This is a genomic window from Methylocucumis oryzae, assembly GCF_000963695.1.
In the GTDB taxonomy this organism is placed as follows: domain Bacteria; phylum Pseudomonadota; class Gammaproteobacteria; order Methylococcales; family Methylomonadaceae; genus Methylovulum; species Methylovulum oryzae.
The window spans coordinates 1-17,948 of sequence record NZ_LAJX01000073.1; the positions used below are offsets into that span (position 1 = coordinate 1).

Annotated in this window: 15 protein-coding genes and 1 pseudogene; 8 read left to right on the top strand and 8 right to left on the bottom strand. The window is 45.0% G+C overall.

What is annotated here, in order from left to right; translation table 11 throughout:
- The 6 genes from VZ94_RS07930 to VZ94_RS31830 form a co-directional block, all read right to left on the bottom strand.
- A partial coding sequence (locus tag VZ94_RS07930; protein WP_131655503.1) for a non-ribosomal peptide synthetase occupies positions 1 to 3,120 on the bottom strand: 3,120 nt, incomplete at its 3' end.
- The gene (locus VZ94_RS22485; protein ID WP_052700318.1) at positions 3,065 to 3,754 is read right to left on the bottom strand and encodes a phosphopantetheine-binding protein; all 690 of its coding nucleotides are present in this window, start codon (positions 3,752 to 3,754) and stop codon (positions 3,065 to 3,067) included. The genes VZ94_RS07930 and VZ94_RS22485, both read right to left, overlap by 56 nt.
- Before the next feature lie 119 nt (positions 3,755 to 3,873).
- Positions 3,874 to 5,649, bottom strand: a complete 1,776-nt coding sequence (locus VZ94_RS07935) for a beta-ketoacyl synthase N-terminal-like domain-containing protein (protein WP_052700319.1) — start codon at positions 5,647 to 5,649, stop codon at positions 3,874 to 3,876.
- Between the two features lie 607 nt (positions 5,650 to 6,256).
- Positions 6,257 to 7,639, bottom strand: coding sequence for a sensor histidine kinase (locus tag VZ94_RS07940; protein WP_045778815.1), 1,383 nt, complete (start codon positions 7,637 to 7,639; stop codon positions 6,257 to 6,259).
- A complete protein-coding gene (locus VZ94_RS31825; RefSeq protein WP_338040304.1) occupies positions 7,632 to 7,922 on the bottom strand; it encodes a winged helix-turn-helix domain-containing protein in 291 nt (96 codons plus the stop codon). The genes VZ94_RS07940 and VZ94_RS31825 overlap by 8 nt, the downstream gene beginning before the upstream one ends.
- Before the next feature lie 65 nt (positions 7,923 to 7,987).
- Entirely contained in the window at positions 7,988 to 8,299 is a 312-nt protein-coding gene (locus tag VZ94_RS31830; protein WP_338040305.1) for a response regulator, read from the bottom strand.
- Between the two features lie 82 nt (positions 8,300 to 8,381).
- Between VZ94_RS31830 and VZ94_RS07950 the strand changes: the two genes are divergently transcribed.
- Genes VZ94_RS07950 through VZ94_RS28445 form a run of 4 tightly spaced genes read left to right on the top strand, consistent with a single transcriptional unit; the run spans position 8,382 to position 12,177 of the window.
- Positions 8,382 to 9,968, top strand: a complete 1,587-nt coding sequence (locus tag VZ94_RS07950; protein ID WP_045778816.1) for a SulP family inorganic anion transporter — start codon at positions 8,382 to 8,384, stop codon at positions 9,966 to 9,968.
- A gap of 13 nt (positions 9,969 to 9,981) precedes the next feature.
- Positions 9,982 to 11,643, top strand: coding sequence for a SulP family inorganic anion transporter (locus VZ94_RS07955; protein ID WP_239649744.1), 1,662 nt, complete (start codon positions 9,982 to 9,984; stop codon positions 11,641 to 11,643).
- Positions 11,624 to 11,770: a carbonic anhydrase gene (locus VZ94_RS28440; protein ID WP_239649745.1), complete on the top strand. Its 147-nt coding sequence runs from the start codon at positions 11,624 to 11,626 to the stop codon at positions 11,768 to 11,770. Before VZ94_RS07955 ends, VZ94_RS28440 begins: the two co-directional genes overlap by 20 nt.
- 14 nt (positions 11,771 to 11,784) lie before the next feature.
- Complete coding sequence (locus tag VZ94_RS28445; RefSeq protein WP_239649746.1) at positions 11,785 to 12,177, top strand: carbonic anhydrase; 393 nt, start codon at positions 11,785 to 11,787, stop codon at positions 12,175 to 12,177.
- A 178-nt stretch (positions 12,178 to 12,355) separates the two neighbouring features.
- On the opposite strand, the gene VZ94_RS07960 is transcribed toward VZ94_RS28445, so the two are convergent.
- Together VZ94_RS07960 and VZ94_RS07965 are read right to left on the bottom strand one after the other, a co-directional pair.
- Entirely contained in the window at positions 12,356 to 13,147 is a 792-nt protein-coding gene (locus tag VZ94_RS07960) for a ParA family protein (protein ID WP_045778817.1), read from the bottom strand.
- A 43-nt stretch (positions 13,148 to 13,190) separates the two neighbouring features.
- Positions 13,191 to 13,673, bottom strand: a complete 483-nt coding sequence (locus tag VZ94_RS07965) for a zinc ribbon-containing protein (RefSeq protein ID WP_045778818.1) — start codon at positions 13,671 to 13,673, stop codon at positions 13,191 to 13,193.
- An 81-nt stretch (positions 13,674 to 13,754) separates the two neighbouring features.
- Between VZ94_RS07965 and leuS the strand changes: the two are divergent.
- The 4 genes and pseudogenes from leuS to holA all read left to right on the top strand — a co-directional run bounded on the left by leuS (position 13,755) and on the right by holA (position 17,779).
- Positions 13,755 to 16,215 (top strand): annotated as a pseudogene (gene leuS / locus VZ94_RS07970) (leucine--tRNA ligase).
- A gap of 5 nt (positions 16,216 to 16,220) precedes the next feature.
- On the top strand, positions 16,221 to 16,592 hold the full coding sequence (locus VZ94_RS33460; protein ID WP_239649747.1) for an LPS-assembly lipoprotein LptE: 372 nt from the start codon (positions 16,221 to 16,223) through the stop codon (positions 16,590 to 16,592).
- The gene (locus tag VZ94_RS33465; RefSeq protein ID WP_239649748.1) at positions 16,561 to 16,737 is read left to right on the top strand and encodes an LPS-assembly lipoprotein LptE; all 177 of its coding nucleotides are present in this window, start codon (positions 16,561 to 16,563) and stop codon (positions 16,735 to 16,737) included. Before VZ94_RS33460 ends, VZ94_RS33465 begins: the two co-directional genes overlap by 32 nt.
- Entirely contained in the window at positions 16,727 to 17,779 is a 1,053-nt protein-coding gene (gene holA / locus VZ94_RS07980) for a DNA polymerase III subunit delta (protein WP_045778819.1), read from the top strand. Before VZ94_RS33465 ends, holA begins: the two co-directional genes overlap by 11 nt.
- Positions 17,780 to 17,948 lie beyond the last annotated feature (169 nt).

Genomic DNA, 17,948 nt, shown 5'->3' on the forward strand with positions numbered 1-17,948 from the left:
TTCCAGCAATAACCGATATTGTGGATCCATGAGTTCGGCATTTTTTTTCGGCGAAATATTGAAAAACTCCGCATCAAACAGCTCTTTACCGGTCAGCGAATATTTCAGCGGCACAAACCCTTGACGATTAAACACGTCAGCCTCTAAACCTAAGGCTGTTAAATCGTCTAAGGTCACAGGCTCGGCGGCACATCGTCCAGCGCTTAAGTTTTGCCAAAATGCGTACACATCATCAGCGCCCGGCACGCGGCAACTCATGCCGATAATCGCTAAGCTGTTTTGATAATAGTCAGGATAATCCGATGCTGCTTTTTCGCTTATGGGCATCGTTTCAGGCGGTACAGCTTGTCCAGCGCGGTTTTGCAACGCGTTAGCTAAGCGTTGTACCGTCGCGTATTTGAATAAATCCGTAGTCGTCACGGCTAACGTTAATTCAGCGCTTAAGCGTTGCGCTAATAACGCTGCATTAATTGAATTACCACCGACTTCAAAAAACTTATCGTGAACACTTAAGCCAGGTACAGCTAACACCTCTTGCCATAACGCTAAAACGCGCTGCTCTAAATCAGAAGCCGCTGCCGAACTAGGCGGTGCGCTCACTAGCAACTCGCGCTGTGCCAAGGTTTTTTTATCGACTTTACCATTAGGCGTTAACGGTAAGCTCGCGAGTGCAATGCAAAAATCAGGGATTAAATACTCCGGTATGCGCTGACTCAACCAAGCTTTAAGCTCAGGCATCAGCCCTAACGCCCCGCTATTTAACACCGCATAAGCGACTAAACGCTTGCTACCGGCATGTTCCACTGCGACCACGGCACAAGTTTTAACCTGCTGATGCTGGCTTAACACGGCCTCGATTTCACCCGGTTCGACTCTAAAGCCTCGAATCTTAAGCTGTTGGTCGATACGACCTAAATGCTCTAAACACCCATCTAAACGCCAACGCGCTAAATCTCCGGTACGATACACAGTGCCTTCAGCTAGCAGCGGGTGTTGAATAAATTTTTCTGCGGTTAACTCTGGCTTTTGCCAATAACCTTGCGCCAAACCCGCCCCAGCAATACATAACTCACCGGCACACCCCAGCAACGCTAAACGCTGGTCAGGTGTTAATAAAAACACTTGGGTATTAGCAATGGGTTTACCGATGTTAATCGGGCTAGCGTCAATCTTAGCCACGCACGACCAAATCGTGGTTTCAGTCGGCCCGTATAAATTCCATGCCTGAGTATGCGTTGCTAAAAATTGCTGACGTAGCCAGTCTGGTAACGCTTCACCACCACATAATGCAATAACGCCCTCGCTATTACGCCAACCACTATGGAATAACATCGTCCATGTCGCTGGCGTTGCCTGCATTAGCGTAGGCTTACGCAAAGCAAGTTCACCTTTTAATAATTCTGCATCACGTAGCTTGTCAGCGGCGCAAATCATACATTCAGCCCCGCTAATCAACGGCAAAAACAACTCTAAGCCCGCAATATCAAAACAATACGTTGTCACCGCCAATAATTTATCGCGCGCCTGAATGCCCGGTTGTTGCTGCATAGCGGTTAAAAAATTTGTTAACGCCGAATGACTAATTGCGACGCCTTTAGGTACGCCTGTACTGCCCGACGTGTAAATCACATACGCCAAACGGTTAAAGGCATCAGCGACAGGTTGCCAAGGTTGCTTTGCACTCACCGTCTGAATCGTTGACCATTCACTGTCTAAGGCAATGCATTTTAATGTTGTTAAACCTTGGCCTAACTGCGTTAACTTGCTTAACAACACCTGCTCTGTTAACACATAACTCGCACCGCTGTCTTTTAACATCAATAACAAACGCTCATTAGGATAGTCCGGGTCTAAAGGCAAATACGCCGCGCCAGATTGCATAACGCCTAATAATCCCAACACCATTAATGGCGAACGTGATACGCAAACAGCGATAATCGGTTGTTTATCACTACGCGCTTGTAAAAATGCCGCTAGCTGTGTGGTTTGTTCAGCGACCTCTTCATAACTATAGCGAGTGTAGTCAAAACTTACTGCTATCGCGTCTGGCGTGCGCTGAGCTTGTTGTAAAAATAATTCATACACGCATTGGGCAGGGTAAACACGATGGGTATCATTCCAGGCGCTGAGCTGTTGCCGCTCTTTAGCGCTGGCTAGCTCACAAGCCGCTAGCATGAGCTTAGGATTTTCCAGAGTCTGCTGCATCAAACATTGATAGCGCTCTAGCATTAACGCTATCGTGTCGCGTCTATACAGCGTCGGGTTATATTTCAGATTTAACACAAAACAACCTGCCTGTTCTCTCACTTCCAAAACTAACTCGTATTCACCCGCTTGTACCAGTTCAGACACAAAAGAAATCGCGTGTTCATTAAAAGTTTGCTGAAATTGTTTAAGCTGATGCTCAGAAAACGCGTTCTGAAACTCAAACCCGACTTGAAACACTGGCGCGCTTAACGCTAGCTGCTCTGGCGCGACCTCCCGCACTAAGACAGGAAACGGAATACCGGCATGATCTAATGCATCTGCCAACGTTAGCGCCAGCGTTGGCAAATAGTCGCTAAAACCTTGCTCTGGGCTTACTTGGCTTCTAATCGGCAACATAGTAATGAAATAGCCAACCACGCCATCATAACGACTAGAGCGTCTACCGGTTTCTGGCATACCGATAATAATGTCTTGCTGCCCGGTATACACCGACAATAACCATTGGTACCAAGCTAAGAACACCGTAGACGCGGTGACATGTTGTTGTTTAGCAAACGCGCGTATCTGTTGGCTTAACGCTTCCGGTAACGCTTGGCTAAAACAAGCCCCGGCGAACTCCTGGGCTTCAGCACGAGGAAAATCGCTCAGTAACGCTAAACTTGGTAACGGTGCGGCTAATTGCTGACGCCAATACACTTTTTGTTGTTCAGCTTTAGCAGACACTAAAAACGCAGCTTCATCATTGACATAAGCGCTAAACGCGTTGCTTTGTGGCTGAAGGCGGGGAGTAACGCCTTGTTTTAACGCGTGATAAGCCGAAAACAAACTCGTCGCCACCGGTAAAAACGACTCACCATCAAACACGATATGATGACAATACAGTAATAAATAACTTGTGTTCTGTTGTTGCACTAAAACGCGCGCGGATTAACGGTTCAGTCAACGAAAAAGGCTGTTTAACCTGTTCTGCTAAATAAGCCAATAACGCTGTTTCAGTGAGTTCTAGCTGAGTTTCGACTAACAACGGCGCGGCCAACTCAGGTTTAGGCATTAAGCCCAAGCGACCTTGCTGGACTTCGACAACACTGGCTAGCAACGGGTATTGCGTTAATAAACAATGATATGCTTCTGCCAACGCCGCACTATCCACCGGCTCAGCTAGCTTAAAACACAACGGAATGTTATACGCACTAACGTTGGGACGGCTTTGTTGTAACGCCCATAAGCCTTGCTGGGCTTGCGAGAGGGGTATCAATAAACCATCATGCTCCTCATTTCTGTCGGATTGGCATTCATCGTTAGTCAACGGCGGATTAATTTCGACCTTATTCGCCAACCAAGCCGACAAGGTGTTCACCGTGTTATGCTCCAACAAATCGCGTGACCGTATCTCAACTTTTAACCTCGCATTTAACTGCTCTAACAATTTTAAGCTAGACATTGAATCAATGCCGTAAGCGAAAAAATGCTGGTCTGCATCTAACGCAGTTTCTGGAATCGCTAACACGTTGACTAAATAATCAATTAAAAAAACGCCGGATGCCATCCTGATCAGGCGTCAACAAGAGCACTTCAGACTTAACCTCTGTCTGTCCACGCCAATACGGCTCTGTGTCAAACACATAAACCGGTAACGAAATCCGGCGCGCGGGTTTTACCCGGACGCTAGACCAATCGACTAAACCGCCTTGCAGCCAATGCTGAGCTAAACGTTTTTAAACTCGCCGCATCACTCGATTGAATAGATAGTGGCTTAACCTCAGTTAAAGCTTTCGCGTCTACTTGGCCTTGTGCAAAAAACACCTGTGCTGGTACAGGCTGTTCAGCGCTTAATAATGGTAACGCGGTGCTTAACTCGCTTATCGAACTGACGATTAACGCCAAGCGATGCGTAAAGTCATCTCGGCCTATTTGTAAGGTATGGGCGACATCGGCTAACTCAGGTGGGTTTTCTAAGCCAGTTAAATAGTCAGCTAAAGCTCGCACCAGTCCTAATAAACTGGCTTGGCTAGCGGCCGACAACACGATTAATTCTGACGGTAAAACGGTTTGGGGTTGATTAAGTGAGTGCGGATTAGCGAAATGTTTAGTAATAGGTGCTACATAGTCTTCGATAAGCAAATGGGCATTACTGCCGCCCATTGCATAGGCATGTAAACCTGCTAAACGCGGTAAGTCTTGCTCAGGCCAAGCCTCGGTTTGCTTGACTAAACGGCATGGCACATCGACCAGCTCTAAATCAGGATTTGCTTCGGTAAAGCCAATAATTTTATGAATCGTATTGGTTTTAAAGCTTCGGATAATTTTAAATAATGCGCCTAAAACCGAGGCGGATTCCATGTGACCTAACAGAGGCTTTAGCGTACTGACTCGACATTGACCGGGGCTTAACCTCACTTTTTGCCGCTGAGCCAGCTGAGTTAAGGCTTGATTAAAGGCTTGCCATTCGGCTAAATCAGCTAATCGATTCCCCATGCCTTGCGCTTCGATATAAGCGATACGGCGAATATCAACACCGGTTTGCTCATAACACTTAACAATTAGCTCAACATGACTGGCCACGTTCGGCGCAGCGATAGACGCACCACCTTGACCATTAAAATTCACCCAACTGTTTTTAATCGCTGCATAAATCGGGTCGCCATCCGCTAACGCATTAGCCAGCGGTTTTAATAACACTGTCGCGACGCCTTCGGAGCGCAAATGCCCGTCAGCATCGCGCCCAAACGAAGCGACGTGCGGCTGGCGGCTAAGCTGTTTATGTTCAGACAATAACAGATACGGCTCAGGCGATAAAATCACATTCGCCGCACCGACTAAAGCCATTGTTAATTCACCCGAACGCAAGGCTTGCACAGCCCTATGTAACGCCAGCGCCGCGCCTGGACATTGCGCATCGATAATTTCACTAGTCCCGCGCCAATCAAAAAAATACGATAAACGATTCGCCAATAAACACGCTTGCGCATAGCCTTGCGTTGAGTAATCGTTATCTTGCGCAGCAATAAACACGCCAGTAGCCGATTCACGTAAGCGGCTAGGTGCTAAGCCTGCATCACCCAGCGTTAAATAAGCCGACATCAATAATAAACGCAGCTTAGGGTCTAACTCCGCCGCCTCGGCCGGTGTGATATGAAAAAACAACGGATCAAAACCGGCAATATCAGGAATAAATCCGCCCCATCGGCTGCGATTCTTGCCGGGTACATCGTCTGGACTAAAACTTTGCTGCCAATCAAAACGACTCAGCGGTATTGACGCTAGTGCTTGTTGATCTTTGTCTAACAACGTCCAGAATTCCTTAACCGACATCGCGTTAGGAAAATAACCCGACAAGCCGATAATCGCGATAGGCGCTTGATCTGATAATGGCGCTGTCTGCTTAACGCTCGCGCTTAACATGGCTGCGTGAATTCGTTGCAACTGTTGTTCTAGGTTCATAACTGCCTCGAAGTTGTGTCTCGTCCCCACGCTACAGCGCTCGTCGTTATACACCCATCTGTTTAAACCCGTCATTCCGGCAGGGATTGCCGGAATCCAGTCACAGGGATGTGAAACTTTGGGCTTACACTTCTGCTTAATCAAGCGTATGTGCAACAGCCAAGTTACCGTCCATGGCACTGGATTCCGGCAATCCCTGCCAGAATGACGAGCTTTGTGTGTCTCGTGGACACTTGTGTACAACAATGAGCGCTCCGGCATGGGGAATGCCTACCCATCTCTTTTCTCGTTACCACGCCGGAACGTGGAAACAAGAACATTTGCCAACCATTATAGCCAAGTTTTCTCGTTCCCACGCTCCAACTGATTGGGGGTGACCCTAGTACCCTGATAACTGGTGGTAGTTATCACGGCCTAATGGATAATGTTCGTGTTTACAACCGTCATTCCGGCAGTGAAGCCGGAATGCAGTCACAGGGATGTGAAACTTTGGGCCTACACTTCTGCTTAAATAATCGCCTGTGCAACCGCCAAGTTACCATCCATGGCACTGGATTCCGGCTTCCCTGCCGGAATGACGAGCTTTCTTCTCGTTCCCATGCAATTATCAATCAGCAACCAACCCACTAAATTCCACCTTAATTAGCAAGCCGCCTAACTCTGCCGACTTCGCTAGCGTGACATCGGCATGATGCAATTCGGCAATTTCTTTGACAATCGCTAACCCTAGCCCGCAACCATCACCAGAGCTTCCGGGTATGCGATAAAAGCGTTCTAATACTTTTGCGCGCTCGGCTTCAGCAATGCCTGGACCATCGTCTTCGATTATCAACATCGGTGCAGGTTTATCTAGCAATTTAACATTAATATTGCCTGCTTGATGCCCATAAGTCACCGCGTTGTCGAGCACATTAGTCATTAATTCTGTTAACAAAATTTCATCGCCCAAAATCATAATGCTTGCAGGGGGATTGTCTAAACTAATTTCCATGTCTCGTTGTAATGCTTTTGGCACCTGGGCAATACACACTTGCCGGGTTAACTCTGCTAAATCGACCGGATGTAGCTCATAATGATTAATCGGCTCTGATTTAGCCAACACCAGTAACTGCGAGGTTAAATGTGACATGCGGTCAGCACTGGTTTGTAATTGCTTAAGCGCAGGTTGCATCGCATGAATGTCTTGCTCGCGTAAGGCGCGCTCGGCCTGTAACTTTAAACCAGCCAATGGCGTGCGCAATTGATGAGCCGCATTAGCGATAAAACGCTGTTGGGTTTCTATCGCGTCAGTCAGTTGTTGTAATAAGGTGTTTATTGTGTCCGTCAGCGTTTTAACTTCGATAAACACATGGGTTTCGGGAATAGGGTTTAAATCGCGTGCCGAGCGGCCAGCAATTTGTTTAGCTAAGGTATGTAAGGGTTGTAAGCCTCGATTTAAACCGGAAAATAAATAAATGCCGGAAATCAGTACTAACGCCAACTGTGGCAATAAATCGGATAATAAAATATCAACCATCATCGCGTTGCGTTTATTCATCGTTTCGGCAACATGAATGTAAACCACTTCGTCGGTATCGGAAAAAACCATACGCATAGAGGCAATACGCACGGGCTGAGCATTAAATCGAGCATTAAAAAACACCGGCTGCGACCAATCCATCTCACCCGAAGTACTAAACTCAGGCAACTTCGCCTCACCGGCTAATAAGAGATTCCTAGACGAGTTAATCTTAAAATAGGTTTGATCTTGCTCGTCCCAATTGAACATTTCTAATGCTGCGGGTGGTAATTCAACGCTAATCTGACCGTTATTAATCTTAATTTCTTGCGCCAGCGAGTTAACCGAATCAAGCAGCCAACGATCATAGGCTTGATCAACAAAATGCGTAGTAACGAAATAGGATAATACGGCATCAATAATGACAAAAAACAACAGCGGTATGACTAACCTAAATAAAATCGCTGTTTTCAAGCTTTTATTGTTAATCATGCGCAGCTACCAATAAATAGCCTAAGCCGCGCACGGTTCGTATCATCACGCCATAACGTTCAATGCGCTTACGCAAGCGGTGTATATAAATCTCCACGGCGTTATCACTAATACCCTCGCCGTCGCTGGCTAAGCGCTGCGCGATGCGTTCTTTCGTTACTACTTTGCCTGTTTGCAGCATTAGCAATTCTAAAACTTTATATTCGCCTGACGTTAAATGAAACGCTTCTTCATAAACTAAAATGCGTTGCTGAGTGGTATCCAGGCAAAGATGACCTACCATGATTTGCTTATCAAAACCGCCATAACAACGTCTTATTAACGCTTGTATGCGCGCCTCTAATTCCCTCAGCTCAAAGGCTTAGTCAAATAATCGTCAGCGCCTTGTTCTATGCCTTTTACTCTATCATTGACCGCATCTCTAGCCGTTAAAATTAAAATAGGTAGCGATAAATGCTGGCGAAAGCGCTTTAATAAGTGCAGACCATCAATATCAGGCAAACCTAAGTCTAAAACAATCAAATCAAAATTCTGACTGTCCAGTAAACGCTCCGCCGCACAGCCTGAATCTGCGCGCAGCACCGTATAACCATTACTGCTTAACGTATGTAATAAGCCATCCGCTAACACAGCATCATCTTCGATTAATAAAATATTCATTAAAAAAACGCGTTGAAAGGTTTTTGCAAGTTATCAACCGTATGCTAGTGGTATAACCACATTGATTGAAAGGAGTATCGTTATGATACACAAACATCTAACCTATTATTTAAACCATAGCAAAGACGACTTACCCGCTGGCATTGTAGTCTTTTTAGTGGCATTACCGCTTTGTTTAGGTATTGCACTTGCATCGGGTGCTCCTCTATTTTCAGGATTGATTGCCGGTATTGTTGGCGGTTTAGTCGTGTCGTGGCTGAGTGGTTCACAACTTAGCGTATCGGGTCCTGCTGCGGGTCTAACCGTCATTGTCTTTAATGCCATAGAAACTTTAGGCAGCTTTCAAGGCTTATTAACCGCTTGCGTGTTAGGCGGTGTTTTGCAATTGGGTCTAGGCTATTTACGCGCCGGTATTATTGGCGCTTTTTTTCCCGCTGCCGTTATTAAAGGCATGTTGGCGGCGATAGGCTTAATCCTCATCATCAAACAACTGCCACACGCAGTAGGGTTTGATGCTAGCTTTGAAGGCGATGAAAGCTATATGCAAGAATCGGCTAGCTCCAGTATTGCTGAGTTTTTAGCTGCGTTTGAGCGTTTTTCGATAAGCTGCGTCATTATTAGCGTTGCCTCGTTAATCATTTTGGTGTTATGGGAACTACCTGCGATAAAAAAATCGTTCTTAAAAATAATTCCCGGCCCATTATTAGCTGTTATTCTAGGGATTAGCTATAACTTAATTGCAACACTAGTCGCACCGGAATTCACGGTAAAACCTGAACACATGGTTAGCCTGCCGGTACTTAATCAGCCTTTGGATTTTTTTAGCCATTTGACTTTCCCTGATTTCAGTTATTTAGCCAATCCAAAGCTCTATCTCGTCGCACTGACTATTGCCATCATCGCCAGTCTTGAAACCTTACTAAGCTTAGAAGCCACTGACAAGCTAGACCCATTAAAACGCATCGCACCGACTAACCGAGAACTGAAAGCGCAAGGCGTTGGTAATATCATCAGCGGCATGTTAGGTGGCTTACCTATTACCGCCGTCATCGTCAGAAGTTCTGCCAATATTAACGCTGGAGGTAAAACCCGTGTATCGTGTTTTTTCCACGGCTTACTGTTACTGCTAAGCACCATGTTTATTAGCCAATACTTAAACGCTATTCCATTGGCTTGTTTAGCGGCTATTTTGCTACATACCGGTTATAAGCTCGCGAAACCGAGTCTTTTTATTGAGTATTACCGCAAAGGCATGAGTCAATTACTGCCTTTTGTCATCACCATCATCGCCATTTTATGCACCGATTTATTAATCGGCATTGCTATTGGAATGGCTATTGGCTTGTTTTTCGTCATTAAAGCCAACTACCACGCCGCTATTACATTAATTCAGCAAGGCCAGCATTACACGCTGAGCTTAAATAAAGATGTGTCATTTTTAAACAAAGCGTTACTGCGAAAATTAATCTTGCGCATTCCTGAAAACAGCACCGTAGTCATCGATGCTAGCCAAGCTAAATTTATCGATCACGATATTTTAGAAACCTTACAAGATTTTCTGGAAACCGCACCCGACGACCAAATTACTGTTGAAGTCGTTGATTTATACGGCAAAGAAAACATCCCTAAACATGAAACAATTTTAATCTTGGAATCAGTGAATGACTAAAGGAGGAATGCCTATGACGATAAACAACCTTATTAGCCGCTGGAACAACTCCGCGTTATCGTATGACATACCAGCAGGCTTCGCTGTATTTTTAGTGTCTTTACCATTATCGCTAGGTATTGCGTTAGCTTCTGGCGCTTATTTGTTCTCAGGTTTAATCGCTGGAATTATTGGCGGCTTAATTGTTGTACCGTTAAGCGGTTCTCGACTGGCTATTAGCGGCGCGACGGCGGGTTTATCAGTAATTGTATTAACGGCTATTAATAAGCTAGGTTTTAATGAATTTTTAATGGCGGTGATACTAGCGGGCATCTTACAAATCGGTTTAGGTTGTTTACGCGCCGGTGTCATTGCCTATTATTTCCCATCAGCCGTCGTTAATGGCGTATTAACTGGTATGGGTATTATTTTAATACTAAAACAGATTCCTCATGCATTAGGCTATGACAAAGACTATGAAGGTGATTTTGCGTTTCTACAAAACGATGACTACTCATCGTTTTCAGAGCTATTACACATGGTTAACTTTATTTCACCAGGCGCGCTGATTATTGCCGTACTCTCGTTAACCGTATTGCTATTATGGGAACGCCCAACCATTAAACGCTCCACACTGTTTCGCTGGCTGCCTAGCCCTGTTGTCGCCACGCTCACTGGCGTCTTACTGAATCATTTATACATGATTTACCTGCCAGTCTTAGCGCTTAGTGCTAACCATTTCGTTACCATACCGGAAACCTCATCAATACAGGAGTTGATTAAACATCTACATAGCCCGGCGTATCAAGCTTGGCAACACCCAGGCGTTTATACAACAGCGGTCACCCTCGCGTTAGTCGCCAGCTTGGAAAGCTTACTCGCTGTTGAAGCGATTGATAAATTAGACCCTTACCGTAACAAAACCTCGGTCAATCGCGAGCTATTAGCTCAAGGCGTAGGTAACATCATGTCGGGCTTATTAGGTGGCTTGCCCTTAACCATGGTTGTGGTGCGCAGCTCATTTAATATACAAGCTGGCGCAAAAACCAAACTGTCAGCATTTGTACAAGGCTTATTATTGCTATTAACCTGCTTATTGGTTCCGCATTGGTTAAATGAAATTCCTTTAGCGAGTTTAGCCGCCATTTTATTAGTTGTCGCTTATCGCTTAGCAAGGCCAGTCGTCTTTAAAACCATGTACAAAGCCGGTTACTACCATTTTGTACCGTTTTGTTTAACGATTGTCGGTTTGGTCTTAACTGATTTATTAACCGGGATTATTATCGGCTTAGTTATCGCGCTTATTGCTATTTTGTTGGAAAACTACAAAGCCGCGTTTTATTTCCGTGAGTTACATATTGGCAATAAGATTATTTTACGCCTAGCTGAGCATGTGTCGTTTTTAAACAAGGCCAACATTCAGAAAACGTTAGAGCAATTACCTGAAAAATCCGAAGTCGTTATCGATGCAACTCGCGCGAAATACATCGATTATGATGTGTATGAGATGATTAATGAATTTAGCAACGAAGCCAAATTAAAAAACATTGCGTTAACGATTAAAAACTTACGCGGCTACGGCAGTCTACCACCGCTTAGCAACGCCAGACCGCCAACCTTTGACACACAGCAAGCACTCACCCCCTCAGCCGTATTAACTATCTTAAAAGAAGGGAATGAGCATTTTTGTCAATAATTTACATGCCAACCGCAATTTATTAGAGCAAATCAACGATACTCGACAAGGGCAATTTCCTATTGCGATTATCTTAAGCTGTATGGACTCGAGAACATCGGTGGAATTAATTTTTGACCAAGCTTAGGTGATGTTTTTAGCGTGCGCATTGCAGGCAATATTGTCAATGACGATATTCTAGGCAGCATGGAATATGCCTGTAAAGTCGCTGGCTCACGCTTAATTGTTGTATTAGGACATACCCATTGTGGCGCAATTAAAGGCGCGTGTGCAGAAGTCAAAATGGATCATTTAAGCGGTTTACTCGAAAAAATTAAACCTGCCGTCGATAACGTAACCCGTTGTTGTCAACATGAATTAGACGAAAATGAAAAAGTGTTACGCGTAGCCGAAGAAAACGTAGCGCTGACTGTTAACGCAATTCCGCAACAAAGCGCTATTTTGCGCGCCATGATAAGCTCAGGTGAAATCGGTATAGTCGGTGCGATGTACGATATAGAAACGGGTAGAGTTAGGTTTTTCTCAGAGGTGTAAAGCTGTGGGCGGGTAGTTATTACTCGCCCAAACGACTATCCCAAATAAAACAATTTTTCACGATAGCGTGGCGCCTGTGCTCTTTAACACGTTAAAACCAAAGATGGCTACGTTAGATGCAATGGCACAGAAGCAAGTAGCTATCCAGTATAATTAGACATTTACCCTGGCTATCTATTTAGAGACTTTTAGCAAGATGAATTTCATCATACAACGCTCTAAACTCATCGCTAAGCTTATGACTTGGCACATAATGAATTAAAGGCTGCGATAAAGAATGCGATTCGCGTACTTTCACCGACGGTGAAATCATTGAATTTAAGACGGGTAGACCCTCGGCAATTAATGCATCGACTAATTGCCTGGGTAAGTTGGCTTGTCGTTGGAATTGATTGACGATAATGCCTTCGACATCTAATGCTTGATTATGGTCGGCTTTTACCTCAGCGACGGCTTGTAACAACGTATATAACGCATCTCTAGCAAAGGTATCGCAATCAAATGGAATTAAGCATTTATGTGCAGCGATTAACGCTGATTGACTGTAAAAATTTAAGATAGGCGGGGTATCGATATAAACGTTATCAAAGCCTTGCAGTTTTTCTAACGCTTCTTTGAGTTTGAATATTTTAAAACGTGATTCTAACCGGCCTTGTAATGGCTCTAATTCAGGGTGTGACGGCAACACGTATAAATTAGCAAACGGTGATTCATGAATCAGAGCCTCAAGCCCGGAACCCGCATTCGTGCCACCGAACAATGAAATACTCAAACTGTCTTTAAAATAATGCGCAATAGTTTTATCGCTATCGGTGACTTTCGCGCCTAATAAATAATGCGTAGAGTTACCTTGAATATCTAAATCAATCACTAAGGTTTTAAGGCCTTTTGCCGCATTAATGGCTGCTAAATTACAGGTAATCGTTGATTTACCAACGCCGCCTTTTTGATTAAATATGACTCTACGCATAAAGTTATCCTGTCACGACTGCTTAAAAATTCGGCGGAGTATATCAAATGCGGTTAAACGTGTCGCCTTGACAAGCAGGGCACACAGGAATTTCACTAGGCATTTTAAATGCGATTTCTTTGCCGCAACTCGCACACACAAACGTACCAGGCCCAGTTATTTCACCGCTATGGTAGCTTTGCTTATGATAAAGTTGATCTAATTTTGCCAGTTCTAGCCGCGTTTTATCTGCTAAGCTAAAAAACGCATCGACGGCAAAATTTTCAATTAGCTCGACATCAAATTTAAACCATTCTTTTAACGAATCCGGGTCAGCTTTGGTATCTACTTGCGCCGCATGTTCCACATCGCGTTTAACAAAATGCGCTAATTTATCTAATTCTTCGGCGCTAAAATCACCGGCATCGTGTAGTTTTCGTTTCGCAATATCCAACGCATCGGCCATAGAATGCAAGGTATCATCCATTGCTTCATATAAATTCGCCATTAAATCGCTATAGGCATCGGTCAGTTTATTCTTATTCATAGTTGTCTCCTACAATTGGCACTTTTGATTTAAGCAAGTGTACGGTATTCTAGCGCTTTTGATCGGCAAAAGACGAGTAGGATGCAAGAAAATTATCAGCCGCTCACTATTGAGCAAGACGTACAACACACCTGGGCTAGCACTGGCGCTTTTAAAGCTATCGAATCCTCTGATAAGCCTAAATATTATTGCTTGTCTATGTTCCCCTACCTAGCGGCAAGTTGCACATGGGCCATGTGCGCAATTACACCATAGGCGATGTGATTAGCCGTTATCAACGTATGCTGGGCAAAAACGTATTACAACCTATGGGTTGGGATGCATTTGGCTTACCCGCTGAAAACGCCGCAATGCAAAACGGCGTACATCCCGCCGATTGGACGTATAGCAACATTGCTTACATGCGCGAGCAATTAAAACGCTTAGGCTTTGGCTATGATTGGGATAGAGAAATTGCGACCTGCGACCCTGAGTATTATCGCTTCGAGCAATGGTTTTTCTTAAAACTGTTAGCTAAAGATTTAGTGTATAAAAAAAACCGCGCCGGTAAACTGGTGTCCACACGATTTAACGGTATTAGCAAATGAGCAAGTCATAGACGGTTGTTGTTGGCGTTGTGATACCCCGGTCGAGCGCAAAGAAATCTCACAATGGTTTATGCGTATTACCGCTTATGCCGATGAATTATTGGCTGACCTAGCGACACTACCCGGCTGGCCAGAACAAGTCAAAACCATGCAAGCCAATTGGATAGGCCGCTCCGAAGGTGTGGAAATGGATTTTGCAGTGCCTGGTCAAGCTCAGCCTATTCGGATTTACACGACTAGACCTGACACGTTAATGGGCGTGACCTATTTAGCCATAGCCTCAGAACACCCACTAGCCTTAAGCGCTGCACAAAATAACCCAGCCATTGCCGACTTTATTGAGCAATGTAGACACATGGAAACCTCGGAAGCGGCGATGGAAACCATGGAAAAACGTGGGATTGCCACCGGTATAACGGCGCTACACCCTATTACTGGCGATGCAGTGCCGGTCTGGATTGCCAATTTTGTGTTAATGAGTTATGGCACGGGCGCTGTGATGTCCGTCCCGGCACATGACCAACGTGATTATGAATTTGCCATTAAATATCAAATACCTGTTAAACCAGTCATCGCTGCGCTCGATAATACTGATAACGCTATCGATGATTCTTGTACGGAACATGCCTTTACCGCTAAAGGAGTGCTAAAAAAATTCGGGTTCTTTCGATAACTTAACGTCAGAGCAAGCCTTTAGCAAAATTGCCGAAACACTAGAGCAGCAAGGCAAAGGCCAACGCAAAGTTAATTTTAGATTAAGAGACTGGGGCGTCTCCAGACAACGCTATTGGGGCGCGCCTATCCCGGTGATTTACTGCGATGATTGCGGTGTTGTACCCGTCCCTGAGCAAGACTTACCGGTTTGCTTGCCGCGTGATGTGGTTTTAGATGGCTCGCAATCACCGTTAGTCGCGCACCCCACTTTCTCGCACGTCAACTGCCCACTCTGTGGCAAAGCGGCGCGCCGAGAAACCGATACCTTTGATACCTTCATGGAATCGTCTTGGTATTATGCTAAATTCACCTGCAAAGATTCTGTAGCGATGCTCGATGAACGTGCTAATTACTGGCTGCCCGTTGATCATTACATAGGTGGTATCGAACATGCGATTTTGCATTTGTTATACGCACGGTTTTATAACAAGCTGATGCGTGACGAGGGCTTATTAACCTGCTCAGAACCGTTTAGCCACTTATTAACCCAAGGCATGGTATTAAAAGACGGTAGCAAAATGTCTAAGTCTAAGGGTAATACCGTTGATCCCCAAGGCTTAATCGACCAATATGGCGCCGATACCGTGCGCTTATTCGTCATGTTTGCCGCACCACCTGAGCAATCCTTAGAATGGTCAGATAGCGGTGTAGAAGGCGCGCACCGTTTCCTAAGGCGGCTTTGGCGGCAAGTGTATTTGCATGTCAATAGTGGCTCTGTCCCTGCGCTCGATAAAGCAAGCCTAAGCTCCGAACAAAAAGCCGTCCGCCGTCAATTGCATCATACTTTGCAAAAAGTCAGCCATGACATGGGGGTTAGATTTATTTTCAATACCGCTATTGCGGCCAATATGGAATTAATCAATACCTTAAGCAAATTCACCGATGACTCTGACAACGGCAAAGCCATACGCCAAGAAGCATTAACTTTTATTGTATTAATGCTAGCCCCTATTGTGCCGCATATTTGCGAACAGCTATGGCGCGAGCTAGGCCATACCACGTCGGTAAGCTTAGAAGCCTGGCCTGAGCATGATGCCAGCGCGCTAAGCCAAGATGAGTTAGAATTTATTGTGCAAGTCAATGGTAAGTTACGCAGCAAAATCTCGGCCGGTGCGGGTGCCAGCAATACGGAGTTAGAAGCTTTAGCCTTAAGCGATGAGCATGTACAAAAACACATCGAAGGCCATACGATTAAAAAAGTCATCGTCGTGCCAAAAAAACTGATTAACATCGTGGTATAAGCGCTATGAGCAAACCATTAAGCCTAAGACAAGTCTTTCTCGTCACGTTGATGCTACTGCTAACTGCCTGTGGTTATCATTTACGCGGCAGTTATGCCTTGCCAGAACGCTTAAAACAAATGTATTTACAAGGCGAATCGTTGGCGCTACGCGAACAGTTTCGCCTAGCGTTAAGAACAGCGTCAGGACAATTATTATCAGCACCCAATAATGCCGGTGTTATTGTCCATATTATTAACGAGGAAAACAGTCAGCAGGTCTTATCGCTTAATGAACGCGGTCGCTCTAACGAATTAGAGCTGTATTACCGGCTAAATTATGAAATACTCGATGCCAAGCAAAAACGTGTTAGCGCCTGCGCAAGCAGTAGAAATTAAGCGTGAGTATTTTAATAACCAAGATGATATTGTCGCGAAAGCCAATGAAGAATCGGTAATTCGCACTGAAATGCGCAACCAAGCGGTACGCTCAATATTAGATAGAGCGCGTGTCGTTTTGGCGGCTACAACTCATGTTGATTAAGCCTGAACAACTTGGCTCGGCATTAAAGCGGGGGTTAGCGCCGATTTATTGGCTAACCGGCGACGAACCCCTTCAACTCAACGAAGCAGCCGATGCAATTAGAAGCGCCGCATCGAACGCGGGTTTCCAAGAACGCGAGTTAGTGACTACCGATGCCAATGATTTTTCCTGGTCAGCTGTGCAAACCAGTTTAAGCGAGTATTCGTTATTTTCCGATAAAAAAATACTCGACATACGCTTAGCGGCGGCTCAGCTCGATGCCCAAGGCGCAGCACTGATAACAAAATACTGTCAGAAACCATCAAGCGAGACAGTCTTGCTAATAACCTCTGGCAAATTAGCTAAAGATGCGACTAAATCAGCGTGGTACCAAGCAGTAGAAAGTATCGGCGTCATCGTATCGGTTTGGCCTATTGAAAATAAAAGCCTAAAACCCTGGCTTAAACAGCGCTTATCGGAGCGCGGTTTAACGCTAGATGATCAAGGACTGGATATTTTGGCAATGCGTGTCGAAGGCAATTTACTGGCCGCCGCGCAGGAAATCGACAAACTATATGGCTATTACGGTGCGGGAACTATTAATGCTACCCAAGTCGATGAGGCAGTTGGCAATAACGCTAAATTCGATGTGTATAAATTAATCGATACCGTATTAAGCGCGAATCTAGCTAAGGTTTTTAGAATTTTGGCAGCATTAAAAGCCGAAGGTATTGCTGCAGCGATTGTGTTATGGGCGTTAACACGTGAAGCCCGATTATTAGCAAAGCTAAAAAATGCACTTACGCTAGGACAATCATTAGATTCAGCCTATAAACAACTGTATGTATGGGATAACCGTAAAGCATTATTGAATCAAGCACTGAACCGATTAACGCCACGCGACTTAAGCCGAATAATCGCTTACAGTGCCAAAGCAGATAGGCAAATAAAAGGGCAAGAATTAGGTGATGCCTGGGATACGTTATTAACACTTTGTTTATTATTGTGCTCTGCACCTGTACTGCTCGAACCTGATTCATACAAGTCGGCTACACACTTATGACGGGGCAGGCCGTTTAGAACGCAGGTGTCGGCAGCAGGGATGCTGCCGCCAAGCCTACAGGGACGTATTTACGGCGTCCTGCGGTCTGAATGACCTGTCCCGTCTTAAGTTGGTAACCTACAATCCTAAAAACCGGTAAAATAGCTGAGCTCGACTAATCTGGCCAACC

Excerpts from the sequence above, each read along its gene's own strand:
- VZ94_RS22485 (WP_052700318.1), bottom strand. The coding sequence starts at position 3,754 with ATGGCATCCGGCGTTTTTTTAATTGATTATTTAGTCAACGTGTTAGCG.
- VZ94_RS07935 (WP_052700319.1), bottom strand. The coding sequence starts at position 5,649 with ATGAACCTAGAACAACAGTTGCAACGAATTCACGCAGCCATGTTAAGC.
- VZ94_RS07940 (WP_045778815.1), bottom strand. The coding sequence starts at position 7,639 with ATGATTAACAATAAAAGCTTGAAAACAGCGATTTTATTTAGGTTAGTC.
- VZ94_RS31825 (WP_338040304.1), bottom strand. The coding sequence starts at position 7,922 with ATGGTAGGTCATCTTTGCCTGGATACCACTCAGCAACGCATTTTAGTT.
- VZ94_RS31830 (WP_338040305.1), bottom strand. The coding sequence starts at position 8,299 with ATGAATATTTTATTAATCGAAGATGATGCTGTGTTAGCGGATGGCTTA.
- VZ94_RS07950 (WP_045778816.1), top strand. The coding sequence starts at position 8,382 with ATGATACACAAACATCTAACCTATTATTTAAACCATAGCAAAGACGAC.
- VZ94_RS07955 (WP_239649744.1), top strand. The coding sequence starts at position 9,982 with ATGACGATAAACAACCTTATTAGCCGCTGGAACAACTCCGCGTTATCG.
- VZ94_RS28440 (WP_239649745.1), top strand. The coding sequence starts at position 11,624 with ATGAGCATTTTTGTCAATAATTTACATGCCAACCGCAATTTATTAGAG.
- VZ94_RS07960 (WP_045778817.1), bottom strand. The coding sequence starts at position 13,147 with ATGCGTAGAGTCATATTTAATCAAAAAGGCGGCGTTGGTAAATCAACG.
- VZ94_RS07965 (WP_045778818.1), bottom strand. The coding sequence starts at position 13,673 with ATGAATAAGAATAAACTGACCGATGCCTATAGCGATTTAATGGCGAAT.
- VZ94_RS33460 (WP_239649747.1), top strand. The coding sequence starts at position 16,221 with ATGAGCAAACCATTAAGCCTAAGACAAGTCTTTCTCGTCACGTTGATG.
- holA (WP_045778819.1), top strand. The coding sequence starts at position 16,727 with ATGTTGATTAAGCCTGAACAACTTGGCTCGGCATTAAAGCGGGGGTTA.